Source organism: Streptomyces sp. NPDC104761 (genome assembly GCF_055583445.1).
In genome coordinates, this window is record NZ_JBVJNZ010000001.1 from 306795 (window position 1) to 327692 (window position 20898).

18 protein-coding genes and 3 pseudogenes are annotated in these 20898 nt (G+C 71.2%); 14 read left to right on the top strand and 7 right to left on the bottom strand.

What is annotated here, in order from left to right:
* Positions 1 to 164 precede the first annotated feature (164 nt).
* The 4 genes from ACZ63F_RS01435 to ACZ63F_RS01450 all read left to right on the top strand — a co-directional run bounded on the left by ACZ63F_RS01435 (position 165) and on the right by ACZ63F_RS01450 (position 5036).
* Positions 165 to 2360: an MMPL family transporter gene (locus tag ACZ63F_RS01435; protein WP_469707626.1), complete on the top strand. Its 2196-nt coding sequence runs from the start codon at positions 165 to 167 to the stop codon at positions 2358 to 2360.
* A 56-nt stretch (positions 2361 to 2416) separates the two neighbouring features.
* Positions 2417 to 3148, top strand: coding sequence for a response regulator transcription factor (locus ACZ63F_RS01440; RefSeq protein WP_469707627.1), 732 nt, complete (start codon positions 2417 to 2419; stop codon positions 3146 to 3148).
* Positions 3145 to 4590: a sensor histidine kinase gene (locus ACZ63F_RS01445; RefSeq protein ID WP_469707628.1), complete on the top strand. Its 1446-nt coding sequence runs from the start codon at positions 3145 to 3147 to the stop codon at positions 4588 to 4590. Before ACZ63F_RS01440 ends, ACZ63F_RS01445 begins: the two co-directional genes overlap by 4 nt.
* A gap of 215 nt (positions 4591 to 4805) precedes the next feature.
* Positions 4806 to 5036 carry a transposase gene (locus tag ACZ63F_RS01450; RefSeq protein ID WP_469709279.1) on the top strand — a complete coding sequence of 77 codons (231 nt, stop codon included), beginning with the start codon at positions 4806 to 4808 and terminating at the stop codon, positions 5034 to 5036.
* Here the strand turns inward: ACZ63F_RS01450 and ACZ63F_RS01455 are convergent.
* Positions 4951 to 5874 (bottom strand): VOC family protein, encoded by a 924-nt coding sequence (locus ACZ63F_RS01455; RefSeq protein ID WP_469707630.1) that lies wholly within the window; start codon positions 5872 to 5874, stop codon positions 4951 to 4953. The two genes, ACZ63F_RS01450 and ACZ63F_RS01455, sit on opposite strands and share 86 nt — an antisense overlap.
* A 995-nt stretch (positions 5875 to 6869) precedes the next feature.
* Here ACZ63F_RS01455 and ACZ63F_RS01460 point away from each other — a divergent pair.
* Positions 6870 to 7700, top strand: a complete 831-nt coding sequence (locus ACZ63F_RS01460) for a COG4705 family protein (protein WP_469707631.1) — start codon at positions 6870 to 6872, stop codon at positions 7698 to 7700.
* Positions 7701 to 7829: 129 nt separating this feature from the next.
* Here ACZ63F_RS01460 and ACZ63F_RS01465 read toward each other — a convergent pair.
* Positions 7830 to 8183 (bottom strand): annotated as a pseudogene (locus tag ACZ63F_RS01465) (transposase); the annotation flags it as partial.
* Between the two features lie 342 nt (positions 8184 to 8525).
* Here ACZ63F_RS01465 and ACZ63F_RS01470 point away from each other — a divergent pair.
* Both ACZ63F_RS01470 and ACZ63F_RS01475 read left to right on the top strand, forming a co-directional pair.
* The gene (locus tag ACZ63F_RS01470; RefSeq protein WP_469707632.1) at positions 8526 to 9866 is read left to right on the top strand and encodes an FG-GAP repeat domain-containing protein; all 1341 of its coding nucleotides are present in this window, start codon (positions 8526 to 8528) and stop codon (positions 9864 to 9866) included.
* Positions 9867 to 10016: 150 nt separating this feature from the next.
* Positions 10017 to 10185, top strand: a pseudogene (locus ACZ63F_RS01475) (IS5/IS1182 family transposase); the annotation flags it as partial.
* Here ACZ63F_RS01475 and ACZ63F_RS01480 read toward each other — a convergent pair.
* The 3 genes and pseudogenes from ACZ63F_RS01480 to ACZ63F_RS01490 all read right to left on the bottom strand — a co-directional run.
* A pseudogene (locus ACZ63F_RS01480) lies at positions 10153 to 10302 on the bottom strand (hypothetical protein); the annotation flags it as partial. The pseudogenes ACZ63F_RS01475 and ACZ63F_RS01480 overlap by 33 nt on opposite strands.
* Before the next feature lie 50 nt (positions 10303 to 10352).
* Positions 10353 to 11279 carry an MBL fold metallo-hydrolase gene (locus ACZ63F_RS01485; RefSeq protein ID WP_469707634.1) on the bottom strand — a complete coding sequence of 309 codons (927 nt, stop codon included), beginning with the start codon at positions 11277 to 11279 and terminating at the stop codon, positions 10353 to 10355.
* Positions 11280 to 11303: 24 nt separating this feature from the next.
* On the bottom strand, positions 11304 to 11471 hold the full coding sequence (locus ACZ63F_RS01490) for a hypothetical protein (protein WP_469707636.1): 168 nt from the start codon (positions 11469 to 11471) through the stop codon (positions 11304 to 11306).
* A 243-nt stretch (positions 11472 to 11714) separates the two neighbouring features.
* Between ACZ63F_RS01490 and ACZ63F_RS01495 the strand changes: the two genes are divergently transcribed.
* The 6 genes from ACZ63F_RS01495 (at position 11715) to ACZ63F_RS01520 (ending at position 15975) form a co-directional block, all read left to right on the top strand.
* Positions 11715 to 11924, top strand: a complete 210-nt coding sequence (locus ACZ63F_RS01495) for a hypothetical protein (RefSeq protein ID WP_469707637.1) — start codon at positions 11715 to 11717, stop codon at positions 11922 to 11924.
* Complete coding sequence (locus tag ACZ63F_RS01500) at positions 11911 to 13302, top strand: amidase (protein WP_469707638.1); 1392 nt, start codon at positions 11911 to 11913, stop codon at positions 13300 to 13302. Before ACZ63F_RS01495 ends, ACZ63F_RS01500 begins: the two co-directional genes overlap by 14 nt.
* Positions 13303 to 13554: 252 nt before the next feature.
* Entirely contained in the window at positions 13555 to 14118 is a 564-nt protein-coding gene (locus tag ACZ63F_RS01505) for a TetR/AcrR family transcriptional regulator (RefSeq protein WP_469707640.1), read from the top strand.
* A 413-nt stretch (positions 14119 to 14531) separates the two neighbouring features.
* The gene (gene panD, locus ACZ63F_RS01510) at positions 14532 to 14951 is read left to right on the top strand and encodes an aspartate 1-decarboxylase (protein WP_362602480.1); all 420 of its coding nucleotides are present in this window, start codon (positions 14532 to 14534) and stop codon (positions 14949 to 14951) included.
* Positions 14952 to 14972: 21 nt separating this feature from the next.
* A complete protein-coding gene (locus ACZ63F_RS01515) occupies positions 14973 to 15317 on the top strand; it encodes a GNAT family N-acetyltransferase (RefSeq protein WP_469707642.1) in 345 nt (114 codons plus the stop codon).
* A gap of 10 nt (positions 15318 to 15327) precedes the next feature.
* Positions 15328 to 15975 carry an aspartate/glutamate racemase family protein gene (locus ACZ63F_RS01520; RefSeq protein ID WP_469707643.1) on the top strand — a complete coding sequence of 216 codons (648 nt, stop codon included), beginning with the start codon at positions 15328 to 15330 and terminating at the stop codon, positions 15973 to 15975.
* Between the two features lie 722 nt (positions 15976 to 16697).
* Here ACZ63F_RS01520 and gndA read toward each other — a convergent pair.
* Positions 16698 to 18137 carry an NADP-dependent phosphogluconate dehydrogenase gene (gene gndA, locus ACZ63F_RS01525; RefSeq protein ID WP_469707644.1) on the bottom strand — a complete coding sequence of 480 codons (1440 nt, stop codon included), beginning with the start codon at positions 18135 to 18137 and terminating at the stop codon, positions 16698 to 16700.
* Positions 18138 to 18490: 353 nt separating this feature from the next.
* On the opposite strand from gndA, the gene ACZ63F_RS01530 reads away from it, so the two are divergent.
* Entirely contained in the window at positions 18491 to 19699 is a 1209-nt protein-coding gene (locus ACZ63F_RS01530) for a transglycosylase family protein (protein ID WP_469707646.1), read from the top strand.
* On the opposite strand, the gene ACZ63F_RS01535 is transcribed toward ACZ63F_RS01530, so the two are convergent.
* Positions 19689 to 20819 carry a DMT family transporter gene (locus ACZ63F_RS01535; RefSeq protein WP_469707648.1) on the bottom strand — a complete coding sequence of 377 codons (1131 nt, stop codon included), beginning with the start codon at positions 20817 to 20819 and terminating at the stop codon, positions 19689 to 19691. The genes ACZ63F_RS01530 and ACZ63F_RS01535 overlap by 11 nt on opposite strands.
* Between the last annotated feature and the right edge of the window lie 79 nt (positions 20820 to 20898).

The window sequence follows — 20898 nt, forward strand, 5'->3', positions numbered from 1 at the left end:
CCGCGCTCCTGCTCCTTCCCCGGCTCGTTCGCAGGCGTCGGGGAACGCACCGCGCCGTCTCGCCCGCACCGTCAAGGAACCGTCAGGCGCAGGGTGAGTCGGCCGTCAAGTGCCCCGACCAGCATCAGTCGTGTCACTTCCACCCCTTGATGAGAGATTTGGTCATGTCTACGTTCCTGTACCGGCTGGGCGCTTTCGGTGCCCGCCGGTGGCGCACGATGCTGATCGGATGGCTGGTCGCCCTGGCGGCCGTTGTCGGCCTGGGACTGCTGTTCCCCGGCTCGTTCCAGAACACCGATTCCATCCCCGGTTCCCCGGCGCAGACCGCGCTGACGAAGATGGACCAGCACTGGCCGGACCCGGACAAGCAGTCCGCGCAGGTCGTCTTCCAGGCGCCGCCTGGTCACAAGCTGACCGAGCCCGCGCTGCGGCAACCGTTGCAGAGCGGCCTCACGGCAGCCGGTCACGTCAGCGGTGTGACCTCGGTCGGCGATCCCTTCAAGGTCGGTCCGGTCTCGGCGGACGGCCGGACCGCCGTCGCCGACGTGACCTTCACGACGGCGAAGGACAGCGACGTCCCGGCCGGCACGCTGGACGCTCTGAAGGCCACCGGGGCCACCGCGGAGAAGGCCGGTCTGACGGTGGTGTACGGCGGTGACGCCTTCGCGCCGTCGACGTCCCCGGCGACCGAGTTGATCGGCATCCTCGTCGCCCTGGCGATCCTGTTCATCACCTTCGGTTCGATGCTGGCGGCCGGGATGCCGCTGCTCACCGCTGTCTTCGGCGTGGTCGGCAGCATGATGGCGATCTCGGGCCTGTCCTCAGTGGTCGGAATCTCCGAGAACGCCCCCACCCTGGCGATCATGCTCGGTCTTGCGGTCGGCATCGACTACGCGCTGTTCATCGTCTCGCGTCACCGGTCGCAGCTCGCAGGGGGCATGCCCGTCAGGGAATCGGTGGCGAGGGCCACCGCGACCGCCGGCAGCGCGGTCGTGTTCGCAGGGGCGACCGTGCTCGTCGCCCTGGCCGGGCTGTCGGTCGCCGGTGTGCCGATGCTGACCTCCATGGGCCTGGCCTCGGCGGGCGCCGTCGCGATGGCCGTGATCATGGCGCTGACACTGCTGCCCGCCCTGCTCGCCGCCTTCGGGCGCAGGCTCATTCCCCGGCCGGGCTCACGGGCGGCCCGCACCGCCCGCCCGGACAAGGCGACCATGGGCACGAGGTGGGTGGGCGGTGTGCTGCGGCACCCGGTGCGCAACCTGATCGTCGTGACCGTCGGGCTCCTGGCGATCGCCGCCCCCGCTGTGCAACTGGAGACGGCCCTGACCGACGACGGGTCGTGGTCGAAGTCGACGTCCACCCGCCAGGCGTACGACATGATCAGCGGTGCGTTCGGCCCCGGCGCCAACGGCCCGCTGATCGTCCTGGTCGAGGGCGACAACGCCACGGCGACAGCCACGGCAGTGGAGAAGAAACTCCATGCCGTACCCGGCATCGCGGGCATCAGCGGGATCGACATCGCGAAGGACCGGGCGGCCGCACGTATCCAGGTCACCCCGACCACGGGCCCGCGCAGTCAGGCCACCAGCGATCTGGTCTCCCGTCTGAACACGGCCACTGCACCCATCGCCCGGCAGGGCGGCAGCTATGTTGCCGTCACCGGTCAGACCGCCGTCAGTATCGACGTCTCCACCAAGCTCAGCGGCGCGCTGGTCCCGTTCGCAGTCGTCGTCGTGGGCCTGTCCCTGCTGCTGTTGATGATCGCCTTCCGGTCCATCGCCATTCCCGTCAAGGCCACCGTCGGATTCCTGCTCTCGGTCGGCGCGGCCTTCGGCGCGACCGTCGCCGTCTTCCAGTGGGGGTGGCTGTCCGGACTGCTGGGCGTGCCCAGTCTCGGCCCGGTCGCCAGCTTCGCTCCCATCATCGTCATGGCAGTGCTCTTCGGCCTGGCCATGGACTATGAGGTGTTCCTCGTCTCCGCGATGCGCGAGGACTACGGCCACCGCAAGGACGCCCTCCGTGCGATCGCCGTCGGAGCACGCAACGCCTCACGGGTGGTCACCTCCGCCGCCCTGATCATGATCACCGTCTTCGTCGCCTTCTTGTTCGGTGAGGACCCCGACGTCATGCCGATCGCCTTCGCACTCGCTTTCGGCGTCCTGGTCGACGCGTTCCTCGTCCGGATGACCCTCGTGCCCGCGGTCCTCGCTCTGCTCGGCGACCGCGCCTGGCGGATCCCGCGCCGCCTGGACCGCATCCTGCCGCACCTGGACGTCGAAGGCGACAACGTCAAGCTCGACCAGGTGCCCGCGACAGCACTGGACGGACCCCATCGGGAGAGCGAGTCCGTGGCACGGTGAACGATTCCGCCGATATCGGGGAGCGGGAGGCCGCCGTCCCCGCTCAAGGAGCGCAGATGAGTGTCAGGGATGTCCCTGCCGACGCCGGCCAGGGCCCCGACAGCGTCCTGGTCATCGACGACGACCCTGGTATCCGGCAGTTGCTGATCTCCGCGCTCACGTTCGCCGGATTCACCGTGGACGTGGCGGGCGACCTGACCGAGGCGCTGGCCCAGGTCGCCCGCCGCTCGCCCGACGTCGTCGTCCTGGACGTCATGCTCCCCGGGGCGGACGGCTTCGAGATCCTTCAGCTTCTGCGGGAACAGGGCATCACGGTCCCCGTGCTGTTCCTCACCGCACGTGACGCGGTGGAGGACCGGGTTCGCGGCCTGCGCCTGGGCGGCGACGACTACGTCACCAAGCCGTTCAGCGTCGTCGAGGTCGGCGCCCGCCTCCAGGCACTGCTCCGCCGGGCCCGGGGCGGCCCGCCCACCGCGGAGGAATCGACACTGTGCTGCGCCGACCTGGAGATCGACGACCTGCGCCACGAGGTGCGCCGCGGCGGCGACGTCATCGACCTGTCGCCCACCGAGTACCGGCTCCTGCACCACCTCATGTCCCACCAGGGCCAGGTGCTGTCCCGGTCGCAGATCCTCGAAGCCGTCTGGCAGTACGACTTCGGCGGCGACTCGGTCGTCGTCGAACGCTTCGTCTCCAACCTCCGCCGCAAGATCGACCACGGCCGCACCCCGCTGCTGCACACCGTGCGCGGCGTCGGCTACACCCTCCGACGGCAGGCCGCCCGATGAACCTCGCCGGCCTCCACGGCCGCCTGCACTTGTCCCGCGCCAGCGTCCGACTGCGCATCCTGGCCGGACTCGCCATCCTGATCGTGGCCGGGCTGACGGCCAGCTCGGTGACCAGCGCGCTGCTGCTGGAGGACTTCCTCCACAAACGCTACGCCCGCACCCTGCAGGACACCGCCGCCCGTATGCGGGCCGTCATCGCGCAGGGCCCCCAGGTCGCCGACGGCGACCAGCTCTCCGCTCTGGTGGGCCCGCCGCTGGGCAGCATCGCCGTCGACGGGCACGACCGGATCCTGCTGTCCACCGGAGCGGCCGACCTCGCCCCCCAAGCGCTGGTACGCGTCACGGCCGCCGTCCCCGTGGGTCGCGTCGTCGCTTACGACAACGTCGAGGGCCTGGACGACCTCAGCGCCATCCGCATCCCCAGCCCCGGCATCACCCTGGAGAAGGCGGGCGTATCAGTGAAGCCGGCCGCGTTCATCCTGGCCATCGACACCTCCGTCGACGACTCCACCACCGACGCCCTGCTCGCCCGCCAACTGGCCATCGTCGCCGGTGCTCTGGTCCTGCTGCTCGCCCTGGCCGTCCTCGTCCTCCGGCTGGGCATGCGGCCGCTGGCCAAGATGGCCGACAGCGCCGACGCCATCGCCGAAGGACACCTGACCGAACGCCTTCCCACGCGCGGAAACCGCAGCGAGACCGACCAGTTGGCCGAAGCTGTCAACCGGGCCTTCGACGCGCAGGCCCGCGCTGAGGCAACCGTCCGCTCGCTGGCCGCGGACACCTCGCACGAACTGCGCACTCCGCTGTCCACCATCTCCGGCTGGCTCGACCTGCACCGCCAGGGCGGACTCACCGGGCCGCGGCTGGAGACCGCCCTCGGCCACATCGAGAACGAGGTCGGCCGTATGCGGTTGCTGGTCGAGGACCTCTCGCTGCTCGCCCGCCTCGACGCCGGCAGACCCATCGAGCAGGACCCTCTCGATCTGACCGCGCTGGCCGCCAGCGTGGTGGAGGACGCGCAGGTCATCTACCCCGACCGCAGCATCACGCTGACCGCCGGTGGACCCGCCCAGGTGACCGGCGATACCGCCCGCCTTCAGCAGGTGCTGCGCAACCTCGTCGGCAACGCTGTCCAGCACACCCCGGCACAGACCGCCGTGCAGGTCGCCGTCACCACCACCCCCGGACGCGTCCAGGTCGAGGTGGCCGACGACGGTCCCGGCATCGCACCCCAGGACCTGCCGCGCGTCTTCGAGCGCTTCTGGCGTGCCGAGGCCAGCCGCAGCCGCGCCTACGGCGGTTCCGGCCTGGGCCTGGCCATCGTGGAGGCGATCATCCATGCCCACCACGGTCAGGTCTCGGTGGAGTCCGCCGTGGGCGTCGGCACCACCGTCACCGTCCGACTCAACGCGCAGTGCACCGGTACCGCGCCGCGGGACTGACCATCAACCCCCGCCTGGCGGTGCGTCCATCAGTGGATTTCCGCTGCGAGATCTCCAGCCCGCCCCGGAAACCAACCCCGGGCGACGGACACCCCCAGCTGTCCGTCCACTTTCCCCGCAAGGCATGCCGGGAGTGCGACGACCGGCTGATATGCACCGGCAACATCGACGGCGAGTGACGCCACATCTTCCGGCTGCCTGAGCTCCAGCGAAAGATCCAGACGCAGGTGAGGAAAGACCAGAAGAGCAGCAACTGGCAGCGGCGCTATGCCCTCCGCGCGGGCTGCGAGGCCACGGTCTCCGAAACGGTCCACGCGCACGGCCTGCGGCACAGCCGCTACCGCGGCCTGGCGGTGAACGTCAGCGGGCCGAGTGGGCGCCGGCCATCAGCGCGGCGAGATCCTCGGGCTGCAGGAAAGAGGGGGGAGGGGGCGGGCCCCAGCTGAAGAGGCTCTTGGCGGCCTCCCAGACCTCGGGCTTCCACAGCGCGTCGTCGACGACGCAGTCCATGTCGGAGTAGTACTCGGAGAAGTTGCCGGCCGGGTCCTTGAGGTACCAGAAGAAGTTCGAGCCGACGTGGTGGCGTCCCAGACCCCAGATGTGGCGCTCGGGGTGCTCCCGCAGCATCGCCGTGGCGCCGCGGCCGATCTCGTCGACGTCGTCGACCTGCCACGAGGTGTGGTGGACGAAGTTGACGGGCGCGCTTGACACCAGGATGTTGTGGTGCTCGGTCGAGCAGCGCATGAACGAGGAGAGCCCGGGTACCTCGTCGCTGATCTTCAGGCCGATGCCCTCGGCGAAGAAGCGCTGGCTGGCCTCCTGGTCCGTCGAGCCGATGACGACGTGTCCGAGCTTGCGCGGACGGACCCTGCCCTCGCGCAGGATCCCCGGGGCGCGGCCGGTGCCGCGGTCTGCGCGGCCCGGCCCGTTGTACGCCGTCGCCGATGCCTCCGGTTGCTCGATGCGCGGGGTGACCGTCACCTCGACCTGTACGCCGGTGATCGGTTCGACGGCGGCGACGCGCGTGTCCGAGGCGTCCGCCTTCAGGTCGAGCCGGCGCAGCCGTGACTCGATAGCGCCGATGTCGTCTGGGTTCTCCGCGCCGATCGACAGCGCCACGAGCCGGCGGGCGGGTGAGGGGACGAGGCGGAGCTGGCGGCCTCCGTCGGCGGTGGCGAGCCAGCCGTCGTCCTGGCAGGTCAGCCCGAACTCCTCGTAGTACCGGGTCGTGGCGTCCGGGTCGGGGACGCCGATCGTGACCGAGCTGAGTCGGTGCAGGGCCATCAGGAGACCTCCTTGGTCGCCTCGGCGACGAAGCGCCGGCGCAGCTCGCCGATCCCGTTGAATGGCGTGCCGCGCAGGTGACGGTTCGTAGGCGGGGGCGGACGCGGGATCGGGGTCGACCCCGGCGGAATCGCGGGAACCGGACCTGCAGGTCTCGGCCGCCTTGACAGCGATAACCTACACATGTTTACCCATCTCGCCAACAGTTGTTCAGTCATGAATTGGGCTGGACTCCGCGCCGGACCGCTCGCGGATCTACGACGCTCCGTCCTGTCGCCGCGCTCATGCCGGGCGCGGCGCGGGTTCTTTCGAGGACCGGTGCCAAACCGCGGGGTTGATCCACGCGCTTCCCCGTGGACGCCGGGATCGCTCCGGTCCCAGGGGCTGGAGCGTTCGTGACGTCGGGGCGGTACCGCACACGAAGGGCGCGACGGACCGTCAGACAACCGTCAAGCGCAGCGCGGGTCGGCCGTCAAGTGGGCCGGGGAGGATCGCTGTTGTCACTTCCACCATCTGAAAGGGATGGAGTCATGGCTACGCTCCTGTACCGGCTGGGCGCCTTCGGCGCTCAATGATGGCGGACGATGGCGGTCGGCCGGCTGTTCGTCCTCGGGGCCGTCGTCGGCCTGGGAGTGGAGTTCCACGGATCGTTCCGGAACAGTGGGTCCATCCCCCGCTCCCCGGCCCGGACCGCGCTGATGAGGATGGACCGGCGCTGTCCGGACGCGAGGCGCTCGGGCGGGTCCCGCGCTCGATCCGCGTGAACGAAAGTCTGCTGACGGGCGATCACCCAGCCGAACACCGAAGGATCCCGCGGCCGCGGGTCGCCTTCCAGCGGATCACGTCCGTTGCCCGACGGCCGACGGACGTGATCCGCCACCGCACGGCCGAGCGCGTCTTCGGTATCGGCCAGGCCACACCATCGTCCCCCTGTGGGCGTCACCGCTCGCTGTGTGCCCTTCTTGCCAGCGACTGTGCAGAGAGAACGGATCATCATGCGTATTGCAACGCCCGGCGCTCGGACATCTGCCGCCGCGTCCGCGGGACGGCTCGCCGTCAAGGTCCCGGAAATCACGGCCCTGTTCTGGGTCGTCAAGATCCTCACCACCGGGATGGGCGAGACCTTCTCGGATTTCCTTGTCAGCCACCTGAATCCGGGACTCGCCCTGGGCTCGGGCGCGACCGCGTTGGCGATCGCGTTGATCGTCCAGTTCCGCAGCGGCCGCTACCGCCTCTGGATCTACTGGTCGGCCGTGACCATGGTGGCCGTCTTCGGCACCATGGTGGCCGACGCCCTCACCTTCCTGGTCGGGCTTCCGTACCCGGTGACGACGGTGGGGTTCTCGATCGTGCTGGCCGTGATCTTCGTCCGGTGGTACGCCCGGGAGAAGACCCTGGACGTGCACAGCATCACCACGCCGCGCCGGGAACGCTTCTACTGGTCGATGGTCACGACCACCTTCGTCCTCGGCACCGTCGCCGGCGATCTGACAGCGGACATGCTGCACCTGGGGTACCTGGGTTCGATCGTGGTGTTCGCCATCGCCATCGCGGTCCCGGCCGCCGCGCACCGCTGGGCGGGGCTGGGCACCGTCACCGCGTTCTGGTCGGCCTACGTCATCACCCGCCCGCTCGGCGCGTCGGTCACCGACTGGCTGTCCTCGTCCCGTCAGGACGGCCTGGGCCTGGGGGCCGGCTGGGTCAGCCTCGGCGCGACGATCGTCATCGTCGCGCTGCTCGGACTGCTGACGACGCGCGGCGACCGCCCGGCCGCCGGCCTGCGCTCCGACGCCGTCCGCCCCGGCGAGGCGGACGCCTCGCTGTAGGTGTCCATCGTGGTGGTGACGAGGTGCCGTCGCGGTCGGTCGCGCGCCGGAAGGAACTCGGCATGGAGATGGCGGCGCCGCAGGAGGCGATCAGGCCGGGCGGCGGGCACGGGCCGACGCCTCGGTGGCGCCCCCTTTTTCTGCCCGCACGTGCGCGGAGTTCAGGACGACACGGGAGACATCGATGAGACCGGCGTCGTCCAGCCGGTGCAGGACTGCTTCGAGGAGACGGCCCCAGACGCCGACTCTCCACCAGATCATGAACCGCCGGTGCACCGTCGACCTCGACACCCCGAAGCACGGCGGGAACGCTCGCCAGGAACAGCCGCTGACCAGCACATAGATGAACGCTGCGAACAGCGTCTCATCAGGCGTGTTCTGCGTGCCGCCACCTTGCGGCCGTACCCGGTCCTCCGGAATCAACGGCCTGGCGAGCTCCCACAGTCCGTCCGGAACTGTCCAACCCCATGTCCCCTGCCCCATGAACAGGTCATACCCAACTCACCACCGACGGCTTCGTCCCAAGCGCAGGGCCGTCCAGATGAAGATCCGTATCGTCGGCCTTCCGGGTCCGGCCCGCGGCGTAGGCGACCGCGTCGGCCCCAGCGTCGGCGACGAGCACCGCGGTCCGCTCCGGTCCTGCTGTTACAGATCGAAGCCCGGGAGGGATACCCGGACGATGCCGAGATCCGGCCGGAAGAAGCCCTGGCTCAGCGTCGTACGTAACCGTGGACCGGAAAGGGGGCAGGACCGTCGTGCATCACCCTCGTAACGAAGTGATCTGCTTCCTTGTGCGGGCCGCGTCCACGCCCGTGAAGTGGGCTGATGCACTTTCCGGCAGCAGGCGGTCCGTTCTTCCGCTACTTGCGCATGTGGCACGCCGTGGCGGCCTCCCTCGTAGTGGTGGCGGTGCTGGCGTTCCTCGTCCTTCGGCCGTCCGGCGGCGCGCGTGCGGTCCCCAACAGCCCCTGCCACGCCGTCGATTCGGCGCGCGAGGCCACGCCCGCGACCCCCGACCTCGATGGGGACGGCTTCGTCGATCTGGTGCACGAGATCTCCGGGACGGAGAACTTCGACCTGTTCGTCGTGCCCGGTTCCGAGCACGGTCCTGACCCCGACCACACGACCGTCTTCGCCCACGACGACCTCGGTGTGCCGCACGACGTCCAGACGGGTGACGACCCGTTGCAGCCCACGGTCGCAGACCTGGATGAGGACGGCCACGCCGACCTCGTCGTGAGCGGCGCCGCCCAGGTCCTGTGGGGAGGCCCCAAGGGCCCGCGGGTCGGCGGAGCGCACGGGCGTGTGCCACTACCGGGCAGCGGATACAGCACGGCGCCGGTCGCCGGCGACTTCGACGGGGACAGCCACACCGACCTCGCGGTGTTCAGGGACTCGAACGAGGCTCGGGAACTGGTTGTCCTCAAGGGACCGTTCAAGCGCTCCGGCGCCCCGGTCAGGACCGTGGAGATCCCCAGCCCGGTCCACGAGGGCGCGTCACCCGTGCTGGTCGCCGGGGACGCGAACGACGACCGCGCCACCGATCTCGCGCTCTACGACTCTCCGTGGGATCCGCCCCTGCTGTTCACAGGCGGCGCCCGTACGGCCGACGGCCTGAGCAAGGAACCCGAGCGGCTGCCAGAGGGCGAGAACGTCGTCTTCGGCGACTTCGACGGCGACGGGCGCCAGGACATCGCCATTGGTCGGAGCTTCGTCGACAGCTACGACGAGGTCGACACACCCCACCGGCGCGGCCAGGTCAGCGTCCGCTACGGCAAGGAGCCGGGGAAGTGGGTCACCATGGACGGCGGCGACTTCAAGGAGGGCTTCGGCACCAGGCTCGCCGTCGGGGACTTCGACGGCGATGGCTGCGACGACCTGGCCGTACAGCTCACCAAGAAGAAGGAGGCGGGGGACGCGCGGATCGAGGTGCTGCGGGGCGGCTCCGAGCACGGGCTCGGATCGAAGCCCTGGCGCTCCACCAAGCGGTCCGTGCCGGGTGACGACGGTCCCGAGGACGGCACGCTCTTCGCCGTCCACGACTGGGACGGCGACGGCCGCGCGGAGATGGCCCTTCTCGGCGAGGACAGGTGGTGGATCACCGACGGCACGGGCCGCGACGAGGCATCCTTCCCGGTCGCCCCCAGCAAGGATCAAGGTTCGTAGGCACGTGCTTGCTGCCCCGGGCACGTAGTTCCGGGCCCCGTAACGGGTCCCGCTCGGCCGTCTCGGCGATCACGCCCTCCAGCAGAGCCTCGACGACTCCGGCGTCCCGCCACTGCCGAAACCGGTTGTGCACGGTGGACCAGGCGCCGCGCCGGCATCGCCCTGCTGGACCAGGCGGCCGACCGATGCGGGATGCGCCTGGCGAAGCCCTGGTCGACCAGGGCTTCAAGGGCGCGGTGGTCATCCACGGGGCGGTGAAGGACGTCACCGTCCAGTGGTCCGGCGCAACCCCGGTGACGAAGGCAAGCACTTCGTGCCCGCGTCTCGTCCTCAGCCGCCACAGATCGCTGCCGTCGTGGTCCTGCCACCGGGCCAGCGGTTCTGGGGACGGCCGGTCGAAGGCCTCGCCCAAGTACCTGGCCTCGACGCCGGCCACGTGTTTGACCAGGCCGAGGAGGTATGGACACCGCCCGGACCGTCGCCGGGTCAGTGCGAGCCGGCGGGGACGGATGAGAGTCGGTAGCCGCTCTCATGGGGGACGACGCGCCCGGCTGTGGGCGGTGCGAAGTGGGTGCCCAGGACGAGGGTGTCCGTGTCGGCGAGTGAGGCGAGCAGTGTCCGGCGCGAGGTCTCGGACTGCTGTGGGTCGATGTCGACGCAGGCACCGACGGCGGGGTGGGCGAGCTGGACGGGGTGGTGGATGCAGTCGCCGGTGATCAGAGCCGTCCGGCCGTGGCTGGTCAGCTCGACGGCGACGTGGCCGGGGGTGTGGCCGGGGGTGGGGAGCAGGCGCAGGCCGGGGGCTACGTCGAGGCCCTCGGCGGGGACGTCGACGAGGTCGAGCAGTCCCGCGTCCTCGACCGGGATCACGGAGTCGCGGAACATCTGCTCGCGTGCCTCGTCCATGTCGTACCAGGCCCAGAACTCCCGCTCGGTGCGGGAGGCCAGGTAACGGGCGTGGGGGAAGGTGGGCACCCAGCCACCGTCCACCTTCTGCGTGTTCCAACCGACGTGGTCGGCGTGCAGGTGGGTGAGGATCACCAGGTCGACCGAGTCCGGGGGGAATCCGGCGACGGTCAGGCGCTGCAGGTAGTCGGTATCCAGGCCATGCCAGGCGGGATTGGCCCGCTCCTTGCCGTTGCCGATACCGGTGTCGACCAGGATGCGCAGGCCGCCAAGGGTGAACGCGAAGCTGTGGCTGTCGATGCGGAGGGTGCCCTCGTCGTCGGCGAAGTGGGGACGCAGCCAGTCCTGCGCGCCGACGAGGTCCGGGGTGGCGTCGGGCAGCAGCCACGATCCGGTGGCGGGCGGCAGGAGAACCTCGTCGATGCGGTGGACGGTGACGTCGCCCACGGTCCAGGAGGGGGCGGCGGTCAGGTCGGTGGCCGGGTGGTTGTGGTGCGCGGCGCTCATGATCGTTCTGTCCTCTGGGTCTCGTTACGGAAGGTCGTTGTGCCCGTGGTGGACTGTCCTGCCCCTTGACACGGTGAGTGCGGCCAGGGCCGCGACGGCGAGCAGGGCGGCAGCGATGGCATAGGCATGGGCGGCGGTGCGCAGCCCGTAGTGCTGGGTGGCGGCGCCCGCGGCGATGGCGGGCAGGCTCATGGAGAGGTAGCTGAGGACGTAACGAAGGGCGCCGCGCGATTGGCCGTGCGGGGGCGGGCGGCTTGGTAGGGACGGCGTGGCGCGGGTGCTCGGGGTGTGACGGTGGGCATGGGACTCCTCATGCACTAAAGGCAATGGGTTTGCTTTAAGGAACCGTAGGTCCTACAGTGGACTAACGCAAATGCTTAGCTTTTGTAGCTGACGTGGACGCTTCGCCGCTTCGGCCCGAGAAGAGAGAGATCCATGTCCGCCGTAGAGCTCACCCCGCCGGAAGCGGCCCGCTGGGCCGCCCGCGCCGGGCTCCCGCTGCCTGCCGACCGCCACGCCGCGGTCGCGGCCACCGCCCACCACATCCACTCCGTCGTCTCGGTCCTGCGGGAGCTGGACTTCGGGGACACCCCACCCGCCTCCGCCTACCGCGCGGAGCAGGAGAAGCCCGATGCAGCCGTATGAACTGTCCCTGACCGCAGCCGCCGACGCGATCAGGGCACGGCAGCTGTCCCCCGTCGAGCTGGCGGACTCGATCCTCGAGCGCATCGCACAGGCGGAGCCGCGCCTTCGGGCCTACGTCACCGTCACCACCGAGCGCACCCGCACTGCCGCGCGTGCGGCCGAACACGACATCGCGGCCGGCCGCTACCTCGGTCCGCTGCACGGCATCCCCATGGGCGTCAAAGATCTGATCGACGTCGCGGGCGCGGCGACAACGGCCAGCTCCCGGGTCCGCGGCGACCACAGCGCGCAGTCCGACAGCACGGTCGCCGCGCGCCTGGCGAAGGCCGGTGCGGTCCTGCTGGGCAAGACGCACACGCACGAGTTCGCCTATGGCCTGACCACCCCACAGACCCACAACGCCTGGGACACAGGCCGGGTTGCCGGCGGATCCAGCGGCGGGTCCGCCGTTGCCGTCGCCGCGGGCATGGCCACCTTCGCCCTGGGCACCGACACCGGCGGATCCATCCGGGTGCCCGCCGCGCTCAACGGGGTCGTCGGCCTCAAGCCGACCTACGGGCTCGTCCCCCGGCACGGTGTCACGTCCCTGTCCTGGTCACTGGACCACGTCGGCCCGATCGCCCGCACGGTCGAGGACGCGGCCCTGGTCCTGGCCGCCCTGGCCGGGCACGACCCCCGCGACCCCGCCTCCCTGACCACACCGGCCACGGACTACCGGCCGGATGCGGGCACGGACCTGACGGGGCTGCGGGTCGGCGTACCGCGCACCTACTACTTCGACCACATCGACCCCGAGGTCGAAGCCGCCGTCCGGCGTGCCATCGACCAGCTTCAGGCGCTCGGCGCACGCCTCGTCGAGGTGGAGATCCCCATGACGCGCTACATCCAGGCCACGCAGTGGGGCCTGATGGTGCCCGAGGCCACCGCCTACCACGAGGCGACCCTGCGCACGGTCCCCGAGCTCTACCAGGACGACGTCCGCGTCCTCCTCGAGGCCGGCGAACTGATGCCCGCCGGAGACTACCTGCGCGCCCAGCGCTCCCGCACCCTCATGCGGCAGGAATGGGCCCGCATGCTCACGGAGGTCGACGTGATCGCCGCCCCCACCGTCCCGGCGACCGCCGTCAGGGCCGGCCAGGAGACGATCACCTGGGCCGACGGCACCGTCGAGGCCGTCTCCGACGCCTACGTGCGCCTGTCGTCCCCCGCCAACATCACCGGAGTACCGTCCCTGTCCATGCCGGTCGGCCACGACACGGCGGGGCTGCCGATCGGCATGCAGTTGCTCGGGCGACCGCTCCAAGAGAGCGCGCTCCTACGGGTCGGCCACGCCTACGTGCAGACGCAGCCCGCCCACGACCTCGCGCACGCGGCGTGAACGAAGGACGGGCCCCGGCAGCATCGCATGGGCAGGGTGAGTGCCCGACGGCTGTGCCGCAGTCGTCGGGCACTCACCCGCTCTCGACGACACAGCCCGCGCGGGCGTTCCCCGAAAGCGCCCGAGCGGTGACGGCGCCGAGGGCGATGGAGCGGACAGACCGCACCGCGCATCCCGCAGCGTGGAAGGACGACCAGCCCAGCGCCCCCGGCGGGTCACTAGACGCAATGATTTCGCTTTAAGGTGGGTCCCATGAGCAGGCAGATGGTACGCCCCGGTGGGCGCAGCGCCCGGGTCCAGGCATCGGTGCACGCCGCCGTGCGCGAACTCGCCTCGGAGGTGGGCCGCGACGCCCTGACGGTACCGATGATCGCCCAGCGCGCGGGCGTTACACCGTCGACGATCTACCGCCGCTGGGGGGATCTGCAGGAGCTGTTGTCGGACGTGGCGGTCGAGCGTCTGCGGCCCGAGACCGCGCCCGGGGACCACGGTGCCCTGCCGGCCGACCTGACGGCCTGGGCCGAGCAGTTCCTCGACGAGATGTCCTCCCCCGCCGGCCGCGCCTACATCCGTGACGCCCTGCTCGGCGACCCGGACGGCAGCAACGCCGGCCAGTGCTCGGCCTACGCCGCCGAACAGATCGACGTCATCCTCACCCGTGCGACAGAACGCGGGGAGAAGACGCCGGACGTCGAGACGGTCGTCGACGGCGTCGTCGCCCCGCTGATGTACCGCATCCTCTTTCGCCCGGACGGACTCGACGCCGCGTACGCGCGTCGGCTCGTGACAACGGTCCTCGGCCCGACCGGCCGATAACCCCGGCGCTCTCCTCGGGTGGTGTGGCCGGTCTGGAAGCCGGATTGCGTCAGCTGTCCGCTGCGGCGTAGGTCTCCTCGGGACTGGCACAGAGCCGGTAGAAAGCGGCGGCGTTGTCCCAGAGCACGGCGTCGAGGTGTTCCTCGCCGACCGTCTCGTCGTGGCCCCGCTGCTGCCGGGCGAGTTTCCAGTCGAGCGTTGCGCGTCTGCGTCTTGGTTCGGCAGGCCGTCCGGGCTGCGCTCTGCACCCCTCAGCACCTCTGAGCAGTCGTCAGGAAAGTCGGCAACCGGTCAGCGTGAGTCCTCGAACACCCGGCGACAGCTGACCACACATGCGAAAACGTTGTAGCCTCCGAGCATCGCCCTTGACCTGCAAAAAGCAGGCAGGGAGCAGTCAAACCGGGAGTATCTCCGTGCTTCGTACCATGTTCAAGTCCAAGATCCACCGCGCCACCGTCACCCAGGCCGACCTGCACTACGTGGGATCCGTGACCATCGACGCCGACCTCCTCGACGCCGCCGACCTGCTGCCGGGTGAGCTGGTCCACATCGTCGACATCACCAACGGCGCCCGGTTGGAGACGTATGTCATCGAGGGCGAGCGGGGCTCCGGGGTCGTCGGGATCAACGGGGCGGCCGCCCATCTCGTGCACCCCGGAGACCTGGTGATCATCATCAGCTACGCTCAGGTCACCGACGCCGAGGCGCGTACGCTTCGGCCGCGGGTCGTGCACGTCGACCACGACAACCGGGTCGTGGCCCTCGGCGCCGACCCGTCCGAGCCGGTACCGGGCTCGGACCAGGAGCGCAGCCCGCAGGCCGTGTCGGCCTGACCGGAGGACCAGGAGGGCGACATGAGCGACATCGAGATCCGCGACGACCGGGAGGCCGGCCGTCTGGAGGCGGTCGCCGGCGACGAAGTCGTCGGCCACATCGAGTACTTCGTCCTGGAGTCGCCCTCCCGGGCCCTCGTGCCCGTCCACACCATCGTGCAGCCCGAGCACGAGGGGAAGGGCATCGCCGGCTCCCTCGCCCGCGAGCTGTACGCGATCTCCGAGCGCGAGGAGACCCCGGTGGCCCCGCTCTGCCCGTACGTCGTCAGGTGGGCCGAGCGCCACCCCGACGTGGCGCCGGCACCGGACCCCGAGTTGCTGCGCGCCGCGAAGGAATGGCTGGTCGCCCACCCCGACCGCTTCTGACGGCCCGCGCGTGCTCGCCCTCCTCCACACCTCGCCCCTCCACGTCCCCGTCTTCGACGCCCTGCGCGACGAGCACCACCCGGGCCTGGAGCTACGCCACCACGTGGACCCGGCGCTCCTGGCCCGGGCCCGCCGGGACGGCCCCGAGGCGGTGTCCGGGGACGTCACCGCGGCTCTCCTCCGGGCGGCGGCGGACGACGGGGTACGGGCCGTGCTCTGCACCTGCTCGACGATCGGCGAGGTGGCGGAGCGCGCCGCCGGCAAGGTCGGCGTACCGGTCGTCCGCGGCGACCGTCCGATGGCGGCCGAGGCGGTGGCGGCGGGGCCCCGTATCGCCGTCCTGGCGACAGTCGAGAGCACCCTGCCGCCGACCCTGGCCCTGCTCGACGACGAGGCCCGGCGCGCGGACCGCCCGATCCGTGCCCGCGCCCAGGTCGTACCGGACGCCTGGACCCGTTTCGAGGCCGGTGACATCGAGGGCTGCGCCCGCCTGGTGGCAGCCGCCGCGGACGCCGTCACCGACGCCGACGTGATCGTCCTGGCCCAGGCCTCCATGACCTCGGCCGCGAAGTTCACGGCCACGGCCCTCCCGATGCTGTCCAGCCCCCGTCCGGGTCTGGCGGCGGCCGCGAGGAGTGCGCGGGCGTCGGTCGGGTAGGTGGCGCAGTAGACCCCCAGAGGTGACATCGAGCCACTGGCCGGAGGACACCATGACGAATCCACACCCAGCCCCCGCCCCAGACCCCCACCCTCCGGACCCCTACCCCAGCCCGGTCCCCACCCCCCAGCCACCCCCGGCCCCGGAACCGACCCCACCACCCGAGCCCCCCACCCCGGCTCCCCCACCCCCCGACCCGTCCCCGATCCCCCCGGGCCCAGAACCCACCCCCACCCCAGAACCGGGCCCACCCCTGACCTGAGCAAACCGCACGAAATCCCACCACATACGGACACACGACGGACCACCCGAGCCAGCTCAAGGGGCGCGGGGAACTGCGCGAACACCCACGACGCGCCCGCACTCGACCATCGGCCCCAGCCCCGGCTCAGGGGCGCGGGGAACTGCGCGAACACCCACGACGCGCCCGCACTCGACCATCGGCCCCAGCCCCGGCTCAGGGGCGCGGGGATCTGCGCGAAAGCCCACGACGCGCCCGCACTCGACCGTCGGCCCCAGCCCGCCCCAGGGGCGCGGGGATCTGCGCGAAAGCCCACGCGCCCGCACTCAACCGTCGGCCCCAGCCCCGGCTCAGGGGCGCGGGGATCTGCGCGAAAGCCCACGACGCGCCCGCACTCGACCGTCGGCCCCAGCCCGGCTCAGGGGCGCGGGGAACTGCGCGAACCCGCAGCCCACCCGCACCCCGCAAACGTGGCCCGACGCTACGCCGTGACCTCCGAGCGGTCCCCGCCCCACAGCGTGTGGAACGACCCCTCCCGGTCCACCCTCCGATACGTGTGGGCCCCGAAGAAGTCCCGCTGCCCCTGCGTGAGCGCCGCAGGCAACCGCTCCGCCCGCAGCGCGTCGTAGTACGCCAGCGCCGCCGAGAAGCCGGGCACGGCGACCCCTTCCCGCGTCGCCGCGATGATCACCTCACGCCAGTCGTCCTGCGCCTGAGCGATCTCCCGCGCGAACGTCTCGTCCGACAGCAGGCTCGGCAGGTCCGCCCGCGCGTCGTACGCCGACCGGATCCGGTCCAGGAACGCGGCCCGGATGATGCAGCCGCCCCGCCAGATCGAGGACACCGCCCCGAGGTCGATGCCCCAGTCGTACTCGTCGCTGCCCGCCTGGATCTCGTGGAAGCCCTGCGTGTACGACACGATCTTCGACGCGTACAGCGCCTGCTCCACCCGGTCCGCGAACGCCCCCGCCTCCGCCTCGGACAGCGCCTTCGGCTTCGGACCTGCCAGCCCCCGCGACGCGGCCCGCAGATCGGCGTGACCGGACAGCGAACGCGCGAAGACCGCCTCGGCGATCCCCGACACCGGCACCCCCAGGTCCAGCGCGATCTGGACCGTCCAGCGGCCGGTACCCTTCTGCTCCGCCTGGTCCACCACCACGTCCACGAACGGCTTCCCGGTCGCGGAGTCCACGTGCGCCAGCACCTCCGCCGTGATCTCGATCAGGTACGAGTCCAGCCGGCCCGTGTTCCAGGTGCGGAAGATGTCCGCGATCTGCGCGGGGGAGTACCCGGCGACGTCCCGCAGCAGCTGGTACGCCTCGCCGATCAGCTGCATGTCGGCGTACTCGATGCCGTTGTGCACCATCTTCACGAAGTGCCCGGCGCCGTCCGGGCCGATGTGCGTCACGCAGGGCGCGCCGTCCGCCGCCTTCGCCGAGATCTTCTCCAGCATCGGGCCCAGCGAGTCGTACGACTCCTTCGGCCCGCCCGGCATGATGCTCGGCCCGTGCAGCGCGCCCTCCTCACCGCCGGACACGCCCATGCCCACGAAGTGGATGCCCTGCTCGCGCAGCGCCTTCTCGCGGCGCCGGGTGTCCGCGAAGTGCGCGTTGCCGCCGTCGATGATCATGTCGCCGGGCTCCAGGAGCGGTGCGAACTCCTCGATCACCGCATCCGTCGGACCGCCCGCCTTGACCATGATGACCAGTCGGCGGGGCCGCTCCAGCGCCGCCACGAACTCCTTGGCGGTCTCGGCCGCGATGAAGTCGCCCTCGTCCCCGAAGTTCTCCACCAGCTCGTGTGTCTTCGACACCGTGCGGTTGTGCAACGCCACCGTGTAGCCGTTGCGCGCGAAGTTCCGGGCGAGGTTGCGGCCCATGACCGCGAGACCCGTGACGCCGATCTGCGCCGAAGTGCTCATACCGCCTGCTCCTCAAGAATCAAGTCGATCCCGTAGAACGTGCAAGGGATGCTGCCGCCGCTCATGCCCGCCAGTATTGCCCAAAGGCCATCCTGACCCGCCGTTCGACCGGCCGCACTTGCAGATACGGACCACAGGGGCCCGACGGCTCAGCAGCCTCGTGACACGTCTTCGCGGGGCCCGGCTGGGCCGGTACGGCTGATGGCGCGTCAACGTCTGTCCCGGTGGCACGCGTTCGGGCGTGGCGGCCGTGCCCACAGGGGCGAGAGGCGGCTGAATGCCGCCTTGTCATGGCCTGTTCGGGACGCTTACTTTTGGCCTTCCTGACGCGCGTGGCGAGGGGGGCTCCAGACATGGCCGAACGCGGCCGGCACCGCCGGTACCAGCCGAACAGGATCAACCGCGCCTCGCTCACCGTGACGGCGGGCGGCGCCGGCCTCGCGCTCCCGCTTGCCGCCGCCTCGAGCGCCGACGCGGCCTCCGTGTCCACCTGGGACCGGGTCGCCGCCTGCGAGTCCAGTGGCGACTGGGGCATCGACACGGGCAACGGGTTCTACGGCGGGCTGCAGTTCACCCAGTCCACGTGGGAGGCCTACGGGGGCACGAGGTACGCGCCGCGCGCCGACCTCGCCACCAAGGACCAGCAGATAGCGGTGGCGGAGAAGGTCCTCGACGGCCAGGGGCCGGGCGCCTGGCCGGTCTGCTCAGTGCGGGCCGGGCTCACCCGCGGCGGCGACACCCCCGACGTGCACACCGAGAGCGCGGCCACGCACCCCGCGACGCACCACGCCGCGAAGAGTTCCGTACGGGACGTACGGCCGCAGACCACACCGCAGTCCCGGGCCGGCCAGGCCGAGATGTACACCGTCGTGCACGGCGACACGCTCTCCGGGATCGCCGAGGAACACGACGTGGCCGGAGGCTGGCACCGGCTGTACGCGGCCAACCGCACGACGGTCGGTTCCGACCCCGACCTGATCCTGCCGGGTCAGCGGCTGAGCCTGACGGGCCGGGCGGCGAGTACGACCGCCCCCAAGGACAAGACCAGGACCAAGACCAGGGCCCACCCGAAGACCGAGGCCAAGACCAAGACCAAGACCAAGACCAAGTCCGAGAAGACCAGGTCCGAGAAGGCGAAGGCCGCCACGCACGCCGGCCGCTCCCTCGTCGCCCCCGTCGACGCCCCGGTCGGCACCGGCTACCACGTGTCCGGTTCGCACTGGTCGAAGGGCTACCACACCGGCGTCGACTTCCTCGCGCCCACCGGCTCCTCCGTGAAGGCGGTCGAGACCGGGCAGGTCGTCACGGCGGGCTGGGGCGGCTCCTACGGCTACCAGGTGGTCATCCGGCACGCCGACGGCCGCTACACGCAGTACGGCCATCTGTCGGCGATCTCCGTGCGGGCCGGGCAGAGCGTGTCCACGGGCCAGCGGATCGGCCGCTCGGGCTCCACCGGAAACGCCACGGGCCCGCATCTGCACTTCGAGGTGCGGACGGGGCCCGGTTTCGGCACGGACATCGACCCGGTCGCCTATCTCCGGGCCGGCGGCGTCAGGATCTGATCCGCGTACGGCGCCGGCTCAGGAGCGGACCGTGCACGTAGTCGGCCGCGGGCAGCAGCACATCGGCCACGTCCGGGACCACGTCCGGCGCGGCGGACGCCGACCGCTGCTGCGGCATCCCGACCAGAGAGGCGGCCTCCGCCGACCCGACCTCGATGGGCTCCGTCCGCGCCGCACCGGCCTGCGCCAGGCCCGCCTCGGCCAGTTCCACCAGCGCCTCGACCAGCGGCTCGGGCGACACCTCGGCCACTGCAGGCTCGGGCACCGGGACCGGCTGGGCGGGGTGCGGGGTGCGCTCGATGCGCTCGGTCGTCAGCAGGATCAGGCCGCCCGCCGCGACCACACCGCAGCCCAGCGCCAGCAGGGTGCCCGTCGTGCCGTAGCGGAACGTCTCGCCGAACATCGTGATGCCCACCGCCGCCGCCAGCACCGGGTTGACCACGGTGAGCGTGGCCAGCGGCGCGGCGAGACCGCCGCCGCGGTAGGCGGCCTGGGAGATCAGGACGCCCGCGACGGCGTAGGCGCCGATCACGGACAGCCAGAGCAGGTCGGCGGTGGCGATCCCGCCGTCCCAGTCGATCGCCACGACCTTGGTGAACACCGAGGACATGCCGAACGCTATGCCGGACGCGGTGGCGAGGAGGACGCTGCGCACCGCCGGGTGCCGGTGCGCCGCCCGGCCGGCGATCATCAGCGCGACGACCGCCCCGCCGGTGACCAGCGCGACGCCGATCCGCCCGGCGGACTCCAGGGTGTGCGAGTCGGAGGAGCCGACCAGGGAGAGCAGACCGGCCAGCCCGACGGTCGCCATGATCGCGCCCCGCCAGGCGGTCGCCCCGGCCCGGCGGCCGACGAAGAGGGCCGCCATGGGCAGCGCGAACACGATGGTGAGCGCGCCCAGCGGCTGGACCAGGCTCAGCGGGCCGTAGGCCAGTGCCACGACGTGCAGCAGGCCGCCGAGGCCGTTGAGCGCCATCGCCCCCCACCAGCTCGGGCGGCGCAGCGGCGCGTACTGCTCGTCGGGGGAGGAGACCGCCACCTGCTCCTGCACGATCGCTCCGCCGGCGTAGGCGACGGCGGAGACGAAGGAAAGCAACACGGACAACGCGAGGGCGCTCATACCCGGCTCCTCTGCGTCGGGCGCGGCCGGTTGGCCCCGCGCGGTGATCGGTCGGCTTCCATGAGCAACACTCTGCCCG